This is a genomic window from Enterococcus sp. AMC2644, assembly GCF_058216475.1.
On record NZ_CM177095.1, the window covers coordinates 2,901,284 to 2,913,855 of the forward strand.

At 34.5% G+C, this 12,572-nt stretch carries 10 protein-coding genes; 8 read left to right on the plus strand and 2 right to left on the minus strand.

All coding sequences use genetic code 11. The features are described 5' to 3' along the window. Positions 1-335 precede the first annotated feature (335 nt). From AC4BC5_RS14045 to ahpF, 4 genes are all read left to right on the plus strand, one after another. Positions 336-680 (plus strand): PadR family transcriptional regulator, encoded by a 345-nt coding sequence (locus tag AC4BC5_RS14045; protein ID WP_490495980.1) that lies wholly within the window; start codon positions 336-338, stop codon positions 678-680. Then, positions 667-1,629, plus strand: coding sequence for a permease prefix domain 1-containing protein (locus AC4BC5_RS14050; protein WP_490495981.1), 963 nt, complete (start codon positions 667-669; stop codon positions 1,627-1,629). The genes AC4BC5_RS14045 and AC4BC5_RS14050 overlap by 14 nt, the downstream gene beginning before the upstream one ends. A 306-nt stretch (positions 1,630-1,935) precedes the next feature. Beyond that, a complete protein-coding gene (ahpC, locus tag AC4BC5_RS14055) occupies positions 1,936-2,496 on the plus strand; it encodes an alkyl hydroperoxide reductase subunit C (RefSeq protein WP_490495982.1) in 561 nt (186 codons plus the stop codon). A 10-nt stretch (positions 2,497-2,506) separates the two neighbouring features. Then, positions 2,507-4,039, plus strand: a complete 1,533-nt coding sequence (gene ahpF, locus AC4BC5_RS14060; RefSeq protein WP_490495983.1) for an alkyl hydroperoxide reductase subunit F — start codon at positions 2,507-2,509, stop codon at positions 4,037-4,039. Positions 4,040-4,059: 20 nt separating this feature from the next. On the opposite strand, the gene AC4BC5_RS14065 is transcribed toward ahpF, so the two are convergent. Continuing rightward, positions 4,060-5,757: a hypothetical protein gene (locus AC4BC5_RS14065; RefSeq protein WP_490495984.1), complete on the minus strand. Its 1,698-nt coding sequence runs from the start codon at positions 5,755-5,757 to the stop codon at positions 4,060-4,062. A 194-nt stretch (positions 5,758-5,951) separates the two neighbouring features. Here AC4BC5_RS14065 and AC4BC5_RS14070 point away from each other — a divergent pair, with 194 nt between their 5' ends. Next, positions 5,952-6,974: a YibE/F family protein gene (locus AC4BC5_RS14070; protein WP_490495985.1), complete on the plus strand. Its 1,023-nt coding sequence runs from the start codon at positions 5,952-5,954 to the stop codon at positions 6,972-6,974. After that, complete coding sequence (locus tag AC4BC5_RS14075) at positions 6,975-7,736, plus strand: YibE/F family protein (RefSeq protein WP_490495986.1); 762 nt, start codon at positions 6,975-6,977, stop codon at positions 7,734-7,736. Between the two features lie 14 nt (positions 7,737-7,750). Here AC4BC5_RS14075 and AC4BC5_RS14080 read toward each other — a convergent pair whose 3' ends face one another. Beyond that, the gene (locus tag AC4BC5_RS14080; protein ID WP_490495987.1) at positions 7,751-9,397 is read right to left on the minus strand and encodes a PucR family transcriptional regulator; all 1,647 of its coding nucleotides are present in this window, start codon (positions 9,395-9,397) and stop codon (positions 7,751-7,753) included. A 206-nt stretch (positions 9,398-9,603) separates the two neighbouring features. Between AC4BC5_RS14080 and fdrA the strand changes: the two genes are divergently transcribed. Beyond that, positions 9,604-11,145: an acyl-CoA synthetase FdrA gene (gene fdrA / locus AC4BC5_RS14085; protein WP_490495988.1), complete on the plus strand. Its 1,542-nt coding sequence runs from the start codon at positions 9,604-9,606 to the stop codon at positions 11,143-11,145. Between the two features lies 1 nt (position 11,146). Then, entirely contained in the window at positions 11,147-12,565 is a 1,419-nt protein-coding gene (locus tag AC4BC5_RS14090; RefSeq protein WP_490495989.1) for a YlbE family protein, read from the plus strand. Positions 12,566-12,572 lie beyond the last annotated feature (7 nt).

The following is a 12,572-nucleotide window of genomic DNA, read 5'->3' on the forward strand; positions in this document are numbered from 1 at the left end:
TTTATTATTATTCAGGTAAATTTTTGATACCCTGGTCAGTAATACTCATAAATGTGTAATGAAACTTATCTTTTAGCATCAAACTATTATTGCATTCTTGATAATAATAAAAAAACACTCCCGCCAAAAAAAACTAAAGAACATTTATTTTCACCCAACAATAACTTGGCTATTTAACTCACAGACGATAAAATTAAATCGTGTCGGATACAAAATATAACAATGTCTACGACTTGCGACTGATATTTAGCTGATTTCTTAATTTTACTTTACCTGTCGTAGTAATCTAGTATATAATTACTATGACAGATGAAGTAATATAAAGGAGGGGTAAGATGATTACAAGCGATGGCATTCGTGGGTATAATGATGTGATTATTTTATCCATTCTAAAAGAAGGCGACTCTTACGGTTATGCAATTTCTAAACAAATTCGTGCGCGAACCAATGACTTATATGTTATTAAAGAAACGACTTTGTATTCTGCGTTTACTCGATTGGGAAAACAGGCATTGATTGAAGCTTATCCTGGAGAATTAACACATGGCAAGAAAAGAACGTATTATTGTATTACTGAAAAAGGAAGAGAATTTTTAGAATCGAAAAGATATGAATGGGAGCAAACGAAATTCGTAGTAGACGAGTTTTTAGAAGGGGGAACTGAAAATGAAAATTATTAAGGATTATTTAGATAGTTTATTCTTAACAGTACCAATTACACCAGAAACAAAAAAAGCCAAAGAAGATTTGCTAGCAATTATGGAAGATCACTACCATGAACTAATTGCGGAAGGGAAAAGTGAACACGAAGCAATTGGAGCAGTCATAAGTGAATTTGGCTCAATTGATGAAATTCTAGCAGAACTAGAGCTAGAACAAGCAGAAATGGATGAAACTTATGATGATGTGGAAGTAGTGACTTTAGATCAAGCATTTGATTTTTGGGCAGTAACTAGAAGATTCGCTTTTGAGTTATCTTTAGGTATTTTATTCCTAGCGTTAGCAATGTCGTCAATTATGTTTATAGGTTTCTCGCAATTTTTTGCATTTCTAGGTCTCGTTGGTTTTGCTGGTTTTATAGCGGTCGGCATTGGTTTTGTTATTTCGGGATCAATGAAATACGTTCGTGAAAAAGGAAAGTTAGATGATCGTCCTTTAGCGAGAGAAGTAAATAAAGAAGCATTCTTTCAAGTAGAAAACTACGATAAAAGTTTTCGAATGGGTTTATCATTAGGTATTGGCTTATGTATTTTGACGGTTCCTAGCATCTTCTTTTTTGCAAATATTTTTTACTCAGCAGAATTGGGAGTTAGTGCCTTCTTTGCTACAGGTGGTGTTGGAGCATTTTTAATTATTTATACAAGTATTGTCAGAAATGGGTTTAAAAAAATGACGAATGGGCAATACTTTGTATCTGATGAAGATCATCCTGGTCCACGAGCGATGAAACACTCCTATGGTTCAGCGGCACCATTGATTATTACCCTCAAAAAATTTTATTGGCCATTGGTTTTTATTTTCTATCTTTTTTGGTCAAATCTTGCAGGATGGGAAAGTAGCTGGATCATCTTTGTTATCGCAGGCATTTTTTATAGTCTTGTAAGTGAAACGCTAAAGAAACGTAAATAAGCCAGAACTGGAAATCAAATTGATTTCCAGTTTTTTTATATTCTAATTGAGAATTATATCTTTTAATTGAGAATAAAAGGCATATCTATTATCTATTTGTACATTTGTTATCAAAAGATAATTTATGAAAAAGTGTATGAAAGCTAAGTGTAATGGGAAAGATAAATGAGTGTTATCAGACTATTTGATTACAGATTAGAATTATTAAAAATAATTTAAGCAAAAGCATTGACCTTATTTCTGACTTTCTATATAGTTATTAATAGAGAGTATTCTCAAATAATTATTCTAATTGGAGGACATATTATGTCATTAATCGGAAAAGAAATCGTAGAGTTTAACGCAAATGCTTATCATAAAGGGGGATTTGTTGAAGTCTCATCAGAAGATTTTAAAGGAAAATGGAGTATTGTGTGTTTTTATCCAGCAGACTTCACATTTGTATGCCCAACTGAATTGGAAGATTTACAAGAACAATATGCAACTTTACAAAGTTTAGATGTTGAAGTTTACTCAGTTTCAACAGATACTCATTTTACTCATAAAGCTTGGCATGACCATTCAGATGCGATTGGTAAAATCGAATATATCATGATTGGTGATCCATCACATATTATTTCTAAAGGTTTTGATGTATTAGATGAGCAAGGTTTAGCTCAACGTGGTACATTCTTGATTGATCCAGACGGTATTGTACAAGCAGTTGAAATCAATGCAGACGGTATTGGTCGTGACGCAAGTAGCTTGATTGATAAAGTTCGTGCAGCGCAATATGTTCGTACACATCCAGGTGAGGTTTGTCCTGCAAAATGGAAAGAAGGAGCAGAAACGCTAAAACCTAGCCTAGATTTAGTAGGTAAAATTTAAGGAGGGTATTATGGCATTAGATAACGAAATTAAAGGTCAACTGGCACAATATCTAGAATTACTAGAATCCGATATTGTGTTTCAAGCAAGTTTGGGCAATGATGAAAATTCAATAAAAGTCAAAGAATTTTTAGAAGAAATTGCTGAAATGTCTCCAAAACTATCAATTGAAACAGCAACACTTTCACGGACACCTAGTTTTGCTCTAGCTCAACCAGGACAAGAAAGCCGTGTAGAATTTGCTGGTTTACCATTAGGTCATGAATTCACCTCATTTATTCTTGCTTTATTACAAGTAGCGGGACGTGCACCAAAAGTGGATGATGCCATTGCAAAACGTATTCAAGCAATTGATAAAAGTCTTCACTTTGAAACATATGTAAGCCTAACTTGTCATAACTGTCCTGACGTGGTTCAAGCATTGAATATTATGTCTGTATTGAATCCAAATATTTCACATACCATGATTGAAGGTGGCATGTTCCAAGAGGAAGTTGAAACGAAAAAAATCATGGCAGTTCCAACGGTTCTTTTAGATGGTGTTGAATTCGCGAGCGGTCGTATGACAATTGAACAATTAGTCGAATTAGCTGCTGGTCCAACAAGTGCGGATGAGTTTGCAGACAAAGACATATTTGATGTTTTGGTTGTCGGCGGTGGTCCTGCAGGAAATAGTTCAGCAATTTATGCTGCTCGTAAAGGAATCAACACAGGTATGGTTGTTGAAACTTACGGTGGACAAGTGATGGATACAGTAGGTATTGAAAACATGGTGGGTACTCCTTATACAGAAGGCCCACGTTTAATGGCTCAAGTTGAAGAACATGTAAATCAATACAATGTTGATATCATGAAAAATCAACGTGCTAAATCAATTCGTAAAAATGAATTAATTGAAGTTGAACTAGAAAATGGCGCTGTTCTTAAAGCGAAAGCGGCTATCTTATCAGTTGGTGCTGCTTGGAGAAATGTTAATGTACCTGGAGAAGAAGAGTTTCGGACCAAAGGGGTAACCAACTGTCCACATTGTGACGGTCCTTTATTTACAGGAAAAGATGTTGCTGTTATCGGTGGCGGAAATTCAGGCATTGAAGCGGCAATTGATTTAGCAGGTTTAGCAAAACATGTCTATGTTTTAGAATTTTTACCAGAATTAAAAGCTGACCAAGTGTTGCAAGATCGTGTGAACGCCTTATCGAATGTTACTGTAATTAAAAACGTTGCAACAAAAGAAATTACAGGTACAGATCAAGTCAATGGGATTTCATATCTTGATCGTGATACAAATGAAGAGCATCATATTGCATTAGAAGGTGTCTTTGTTCAAATTGGCTTGGTTCCTAATACTGCCTGGTTACGTGATTCTGAAGTGGCTTTAAATGAACGCGGTGAAATTGTTGTCGATAATCATGGGATGACAAGTTTAGAAGGCGTTTTTGCTGCAGGAGATTGTACAGACAGTATTTATAAACAAATTATTATATCAATGGGCGCTGGTGCTACTGCAGCTTTAGGTGCATTTGATTATTTAATTCGTCAATAATAAAAATGCGTGGAAAATCATCATGATTTTCCACGCATTTTTGTTTTAAAAAGAATATAAATGACAGCAAACCAGGAAATAATTGACAGAACAATTGGATAAATAATTTGTTGACTGCCTTTAAAGCTAACAACTAAACGATTTTTGCCAATTTGCTGTTTGACTGTAATAGAACCGATTTTGGTTAGTACAATATCTTTATCAGTCAACTGTTTGCCATTTAGAGAAAGTTCAGTTCGTGTGTATTTAATGATAGGAACTTGTACTTTTCCAACTTGAGTGGCATCCCATTCGACATAGAGTTTATGATTTTTTACATATTTTTTGAACTTATGGTTACTTGCTAAAATGTGTTGTTCATATTGACGGTAATTGTTTTTATGGTTTTGCTGATAAATTGGTAAATAATCAGGTGTTGATTTTTCAACTAATTTTAAAAGCGTTACGAAGTTTGAAGAATGGACAGCATTTTTCAATTCTTGTTTATCCTCTGTTTGAATAAATAAATGCTTTCTTCCAGTTTGTACCATACGTTTTTCGGCATTCCATTCATCTATCGGTAGTTGTGCTTTCAACATTACTTGACCAATACTAAGAGTTAAAATTGCCGTCAGCACAGCTATGCTAAAGAGACTCTCTTTCCAGTAGCTTTGAAAGGTATAACATGCTAATAAAATAAGAAAGATTGTGACGGGAACAAAAAAACGAAAGGGAAATTGAATTAAATCGACAATTAGTATCTCTTTTCCTTGCAACTTTTCCCAAGGAATAATATTAGTCGACAAAACTAAGAAAAATAGCATCACCCCAATACATAATCGCATGAATGGTGTATATTTTTTCCATAATAAAAAGCTAATAACCAGTTGTCCCAACAACAATATGGCTAAAAAAATGGGGGTTGTTAACCAATAACTCCCTTTACTAGTAATGGCACTGCGCTCCATATGCTGATTGATAAATGGATCAGCAATAGTATTACTACTATAAATCATATAAAAACTAGCCCAAGTAGCTAAGGTTAATAACAAGAAAATTCCAATTGAATAAGCTAATTTTTTAACCAAGAGGCCTTTTTCTGGACTTTTAATAAAAGCATAGAAGAAAAACGGGAGATAAATTAAAATTAGAATGAAACTACTAAAGACATGTGTTTGGAACATAAGTGCTGTTAACATGCCTAATTCTATCCAATTAAACTCTTTTTTTTCCGCCATATCAACTACTGGCAATAAACAAAATGGCAATATTGCCGCGCCCCAACTAGAAAAACCCTGACGCATTGTCCAATATTGAATTGAAAAGGTTGTTAAATAAAAAACAGCTCCAGCACATCTTAATGAAGCACGAATTTGGGCTTTATTCAAAAAGACATACATTGAAATTCCTGAGAGCATAAAAATCATTAAACGAGATAAAACCTGATAACCAAACCATGAGGGGCTAATTAACACTAGCAGACCTTGGATATAGGCAACTAATGGACCATAAAGTACATTGACAATACGTCCGGATTGCTGAAAACCATACATAGAGATGAAATGTTGGAAATTTCCTTCTTTGATTTGCATGGCTGCATCATAAAAACGATTATAGTGAAAAATAGCATCTGAACCAAGAACCATTCCTTTGGTAATCAACTGGGGGAGAATTAGCACTAAGGAAACCAGAAAAATAACAAGAATAGCTAGTCCATGTGTGTGAATCAATTTTTTCATATGAAAACCTTCAACTTTCCAATTATTTTTTTGTAAGTATAGCATGAAAAAAAATTGGAAACGAATGAAACGAGAAGAGTCCTACTCTTTTCTAGATAAATTCTAGGTCTATTGTAATGAAAATTTAAATATTTGAATGGTTGTTCTAATATATTTTTTGTTTTATTCTTAAAAATAGGGAGAAGGGGGCTAACATGAAGCGAAAAATAACTTTAGGAATTATAACTACTTTAATTTGTATTTTTTGTAGTCTATTCATTCAAAATTATAGTGGAAGATGGTACCAACAACCACTAGCCAAAATTCAAAAAATTGAAATAAAAGATAAGCAGCAACATATTCTAGCAGTTGTTGTTAATGGTAAAGATAAGGGGGAAAATATTCAGTTAGTTTCTCCTTATCAAGAAAATGAAATTGAAAGTATTCATTTGAAAAAAGGCAATCAAGTTTTTTACCAAGGCAATGAGGTGATAGAAAAAAAGCGAGATGGCTTTGTGTTTTTTATGGTCAGCTTATTATTATTAACGCTATTATTTATTGGTGGTAAGACTGGTTTAACAACATTTATTAGCGCTGGATTAAATAGCGGTGCACTTTTTTTCACAGTTTGGTTTTATCGAGAACATACAACTATTTCTTTGGTTCCGATGACAATGATTTATATGATTTTTTCGGTTGCCATTACGTTATTTCTAATTGATGGAATTAAAAAAAATAGCCTACAAAAATTTATAGCTACCGTTATTACTATTTTATCAGCTTTTGGTATTTGTTATTTTACAATGACGTTATTACATGATAAAGGTTTACGTTTTGAAGATATGGGCGTATTGACAAGACCGTATCGTCCAATTTATTTAGCAAGTTTATTAGTTGGGGCAATTGGGGCATCGTTAGATACGGTAGTCACTGTCATTGCAACGTTAGAAGAAATTGAATTTCGCAATAAAAAAGTGACGCTCAAGCAATTAATTCAATCGGGAAAAATAATTGGTAATGATATTAGTGGCACTATGATTAATGTGTTGATCTGCTCCTATTTTAGTAGCGCTATTCCTGTAATTTTATTATATTTGTTTAATGGCTGGTCGTTTACTCAAACTATCAATACGTTACTGTCGTTAGAAGCTGTCCGTGTATTATGTGGCGGGTTTGGCATTTTATTATCGATTCCAATCTCATTGTTCTTCTTTTCAATTGGAAGGAGGCGAAATTAAATGAATGTTTTAACTGTTTTGTTACTTTTGTTTATTTTCTTCATAGGAGTGATTATTGGAAAAGATTCTTTTTATGTCTTAAGTGGACTATTTATGAATTTAGTGCTATTTTTGTTATTTATTCTTTGTCTAAGTCATGGTTTTTCAGTGTATTTTATGAGTCTACTATACATTTTAGCAAATAGTCTAATAACCTTAGCATATGTAAATGGTTGGAATGAAAAGACCAAAGCGGCTTTTTATAGTATGTTGTTCTTTCTAATTATTTTAGGAGTCGCTTTTATTCCGTTCATTCAAAGTTTGGCTGTTCATGGTTTTCCAGCTCAAGAAATGGAAGAATTGTCAGTAATGAATTTAGATCTACCCATTCACTTCTCTGAACTAAGCGTAGCTGTCTTATTTATTGGCGTCTCTGGTGCGTTGATTGACGGTAGCATGGCCATCGCTAGTGCAACGGCAGAACTTTATCATCGGCGTGAAGAAAAAATTGATTTCAGCCATTTATTTCAGTCAAGCATGACTGTAGTGAAAAGTATCTTAAATTCGACAATCAATACCTTACTTTTTGCTTTCATTAGTAGTAGTTTTGCGTTGATTTTTTGGTACCAAGATTTAAAAGTTCCTTGGCAAGAAATGATTCACTCCAAAGCATTTGTTGACGAATTGGCAATTATCTTGTTGTCAGGTGTTGGCGTAGCTGTAGTTCTACCTTTTACAAGTATAGTAACTTGTTGGTATTTATTGAAACAAAAAAAGAGGTGATTCACCTCTTTTTTTTATGCTTGTGGGTATTGTTTGTGTAATTTTAATGCAAAAGCTAAGTTAAATGCAGCTGCTGAAGTAGCAAGTGAATATCCTAGTAAGCTTTCAATTTTTTCGATGCGATAAAGTAAAGTATTTCGATGGATAAACAATAAGCGAGAAGTTGCAGCCAAATTTTGCTGTTGTTGTAAATAAGTATCCAGCGTTTCAACTAAGTGGCTATCTGTTTCGCAGTCATAGATGAGTAACGGGGATAAATAATGTGTAATTAAGTGGTGCGCGTCATGTTGATCAATATGTCGATAAAGAAAGTTCTCTAAATAAAATTGTTTAGCAAAATATAAGTGATTCTGATTATTTGTTCGATAGCTAATCATTTGTTTTGCTTCTTGATAACTTTGATTTAACTCAGAGAGCTTTTGTGCAGAACCAATAAAAATATTCAATACGGTAGTGTTGGTTAGAAAAGAAAGCAAATATTGATGAAATTCAGTGAAAAATTTATGCTGTTGGGTTTCATTCGACATCACCTCATCACGATGTCCTACTAAACCAATCACTTGTTGGCCCTGCTTAAACACATGTAAATCAAAATGGAATGTTGTTTGATAGTGGTTTACAGCGTTTAAAATGGTTCTCATCAGCAAGTCTTCGTCATATTTTTGCTGTAATAAGTCATTGTTTTTATTCGGCATCTCAATGGAGAGAATGAAAACGACATACGCAAGTTCATAGTCGAATTCAATATCAAATGAACGTAATTCTTCAATTGTTTTTGTCCCAAACAATAATTCTCGGTAAAAATCACGAAGCACTTTATTATTGATACGTTCTTTTTCAGCTTGATGAACGATTTTTAGTGCAATGGCAATTGAAGCATTTTCTAATACAATGTAGTCTTTTTGAGAGAGAGGACGTTTGTTAGGCAATACAATGATATAGCCGTAGGTCACTTCGTTAAAAAAAATAGGTAATAAGACCCCATTAACACCATCTGTAAAAATAAAAGGGGTCGGATGTTTTAACTTAGAGACATTAGTTGGAATAGTTGAAAGTAAATTTTGATTAAAAAAAGCAGTCGATTTTTGTTGTCTTAGATAGGGATGAAAGACGCTTGCAGGACTGTTTGATAAAAGGCTCCAATCGACATTGGTGATAATAAGTGGATTCCCTAAAAAACCTTCTAATTTTTGTTTAAGATAATCAATACCTTCCCCTTGTAATCCGTATTCCATAAATTTCGAGTTAATATCCAATGCCATTTGAGCAGTCTCACTCGTTGAATCAGAAAGTAAATTCATTACTGTATTCATGATTTTTGAAAAAGCGACACCATAAGGAATTTCAATTAGTGGAATGGCTAATTCATCGCACAATTCGATTAATTTTTTTGGAAGAGGGTTTAAATAGATTTTTGGTTTAATGCAGACTGCTGCAATATTCAAACGATGAAAACTTTCCAAAAAATGAACTAACGCTTCGGGACTTTCTTTAAAAAAATAGCCAGAAGTTACAATTAGTTCACCAGGTGATAGCCAGTCTGTAGCCTTAGGATTGTCCAAAATATTTACACCAGTAATTTGGTTTGTAAGACCTGATTTTCCAGCTAAAAGCTTAAAATCTTCAAACATCGGCAATTTTAAAAAATCAGTGATGTCCATAAGTAGTGCACCTCCAAAGAGTATAGTTGTATATAGTATACAAATGAAGAACGGTATTTTCAATCAGATAGTACATATTAAAACGATTACATTAACATTAATATATAGATGTATCCTCATAAAATAAAACATTTTTAGTTAAAATAATTTATTTTATGATAATTGTACAAAATAAACAACCAGTTGTAAAAGTGAGGAGAATGTAAATGAAGAACTTAGTAGTAAAAGTATTAAAAAACCGCTACATCGATTCTGTGTCGCTGATGGCTTTATCTACAAAGGCGAATCAAATGGAACATGTTTCTCAAGTGATTGTGGCGATGGCGACAGACATGAATAAAGAAGTCATGCGTAACGCTGGTTTAACTAACGATGTAGTAGAAAATGCTCAAGCAAGTGATTTGGTCATTACCCTGCGGACAACAGGTGAAATTGATGAACAGGATATCTTAGCCAAAGTGGAAGAGCTACTAACTAAAAAAGAAAAAGTTGTAGCAACTAATAGCGCACGTGCATATCACACGATTCAAGAAGCTGTTCAAGAGGAAAAAGCCAATTTAGCGTTGATTTCAGTCAACGGGAATTACGCAACAAGAGAAGCACTACAAGCGTTGAATAATGATCTCAACGTCATGATGTTTAGTGACAACGTATCTGTTGCAGACGAAAAAATGCTAAAAGACTTAGCAAATGAAAAAGGGCGTTTAATGATGGGACCTGACTGTGGAACAGCAATTATTAATAATGTTGGTTTAGGCTTTGCAAATAATGTAAGAAAGGGGAATATCGGAATTATTGGAGCCTCTGGAACTGGTTCACAAGAAATATCTGTTCGGATTCATGAATTCGGTGGGGGTGTTTCACAATTATTAGGAACAGGAGGTCGCGATTTAAGTGTTGAGATTGGTGGTAAGATGATGTTAGCAAGTATTGAGCTCCTTGCACAAGATTCTGAAACTGAAGTGATTGTTCTAATCTCCAAACCACCTGCAAAAGAGGTACAAGAGAAGATTGTGGCTAAAGTTAAAACAATTAATAAGCCAGTCGTCATTTGGTTTGTAGGGGATATGCAACAGCGAGTAGATGGGAACATTTATTTTGAACCGATGTCTAAAAACGCTGCCTTAAAAGCCGTTGAACTAGCAGGTGTTCCTACATCTAATTTAAATATACATCCATTAAATATTTCTTTGATTGATGAAGTTCGACAAAAATTGTTACCTGAACAAAAATATATTCGTGGCTTATTTACAGGTGGAACTCTAGCAGCAGAGGCTTATTATATTACGAAACAAAAATACGAAAATGTTTATAGCAATATTGCAAAAAATCCGAAACATCAATTAAATCAAAACTCAAGTGATGGGCATATCTATATTGATTTTGGCGCTGATGAATATACAGATGGCAAACCACATCCAATGATTGATCCGAGTAATCGCATCAATCAATTTAGACAAGAAGCTCAAAATCCAAAAGTGGGTGTAATTTTACTTGATTTTGTTTTAGGTTATGGGGCACATCAAGATCCAGTTGGTGTCATGGCACAAGAAATCATTCAAGCAAAGCAACAAGCTAAAAAAGCAGGTCGTCATTTAGAGGTAGTTGGATATATACTAGGAACCGATCGTGATAGTCAAAATATTGAAGAACAATTAGCAAAACTGGAGCATACAGGGGCGATTTATGCTAGTAGTATGCAAAACGCCGCATTACTAGCTCGCGAATTTGTTGGAAAGGACGAATAACATGAACCCATTATTTACCGAAAAATTAACCGTTATTAATGTTGGTTTAGAGAAATTTACTGAAGATATTCAAGAGCAAGGCGGAACAAGTATTCAGTTAGACTGGGCACCACCTGGTTTAGGGAATATCGATGTTTTAAAAGCGTTAAAAATTCTTGAAAAACCTGAAAATTTAGAAAAAATTCAGCAGGCAAATCAACGAGTATTTGAAAGGATTACTTCATCAAGTATTTATTTAACTGGTTATGCCAAAGCAATTGACGTTGTACCTGGTATGAAGAAAAATATGATCTTACATGCAGGTCCACCGATTACTTGGGAAAAAATGAATGGACCAATGCAAGGGGCAGTTTTAGGAGCGATTGTATTTGAAGGTTTTGCTGAAAACTTAGTAGAAGCCCAAAGAGTTGCACAGTCAGGGGAAATTGAATTTAGCCCCTGTCATGAACACAACGCTGTAGGGTCAATGGCGGGTGTTACGTCGGCTTCCATGTATGTCCATATTGTTGAAAACAAAACTTATGGAAATGTTGCCTATACTAATTTAAGTGAGCAATTATCTAAAATTTTAAGAATGGGTGCAAATGATGCATCGGTAATCCAACGCTTAATCTGGATGCGTGACGTATTTGGTCCTATGTTGGCAGAAGCAATGACATATCTTGAAGATGGAATTGATTTACGATTACTTGTTTCACAAGCATTGCATATGGGAGACGAGTTGCACAATCGGAATGTTGCAGGAACGACACTGCTGATTCAGGCATTAACACCAGGGATTATTCAAACAGATTTTTCAGTTGTAGATCAAAAAGATGTATTTGAATTTGTCGCAAGCAGTGACTACTTCTCTGGACCAACATGGATGGCATTTTGTAAAGCGGCTTTAGATGCTGCTGTTGGTGCCGAAGCGTATAGCTCAATCGTAACAACAATGGCGCGAAATGGGACGGAATTTGGTATTCGTTTGGCAAGTACAGATCCTACAGAATGGTTTGTCGGACCTTCTCAAAAAGTTATTGGACCAATGTTTGCTGGATATACAGAAGCAGACTCAGGCTTAGATATCGGGGACAGTGCAATAACAGAAACATTTGGCTTAGGTGGTTTTTCAATGGCAGCAGCACCGGCAATTGTGGCTTTAGTGGGGGGGACTGTAAATGATGCAACAAATTACTCCTTATCAATGGGCGCCATTACGACTGGTGAAAATCCCAATGTTACCATTCCATCTCTCAACTTTATGGGAATTCCTACAGGGATTGATATTCTGAAAGTTATGCAAACAAATACGTTACCTGTGATTAATACAGCTATTGCTCACAAAGAGGCTGGAATCGGTATGATTGGTGCAGGAATTACTTACCCACCAGTGGAAGCTTTCCAAAAAGCCATTGTTAAGTTAAGTGAAAAATTTTAAGTGTGGT

What these genes read in the sequence shown, in the direction of transcription:
- AC4BC5_RS14045 (WP_490495980.1), top strand. Translation starts at nt 336, where the DNA reads ATGATTACAAGCGATGGCATTCGTGGGTATAATGATGTGATTATTTTA.
- AC4BC5_RS14075 (WP_490495986.1), top strand. Translation starts at nt 6,975, where the DNA reads ATGAATGTTTTAACTGTTTTGTTACTTTTGTTTATTTTCTTCATAGGA.
- AC4BC5_RS14070 (WP_490495985.1), top strand. Translation starts at nt 5,952, where the DNA reads ATGAAGCGAAAAATAACTTTAGGAATTATAACTACTTTAATTTGTATT.
- ahpF (WP_490495983.1), top strand. Translation starts at nt 2,507, where the DNA reads ATGGCATTAGATAACGAAATTAAAGGTCAACTGGCACAATATCTAGAA.
- AC4BC5_RS14090 (WP_490495989.1), top strand. Translation starts at nt 11,147, where the DNA reads ATGAACCCATTATTTACCGAAAAATTAACCGTTATTAATGTTGGTTTA.
- AC4BC5_RS14065 (WP_490495984.1), bottom strand. Translation starts at nt 5,757, where the DNA reads ATGAAAAAATTGATTCACACACATGGACTAGCTATTCTTGTTATTTTT.
- AC4BC5_RS14080 (WP_490495987.1), bottom strand. Translation starts at nt 9,397, where the DNA reads ATGGACATCACTGATTTTTTAAAATTGCCGATGTTTGAAGATTTTAAG.
- fdrA (WP_490495988.1), top strand. Translation starts at nt 9,604, where the DNA reads ATGAAGAACTTAGTAGTAAAAGTATTAAAAAACCGCTACATCGATTCT.
- AC4BC5_RS14050 (WP_490495981.1), top strand. Translation starts at nt 667, where the DNA reads ATGAAAATTATTAAGGATTATTTAGATAGTTTATTCTTAACAGTACCA.
- ahpC (WP_490495982.1), top strand. Translation starts at nt 1,936, where the DNA reads ATGTCATTAATCGGAAAAGAAATCGTAGAGTTTAACGCAAATGCTTAT.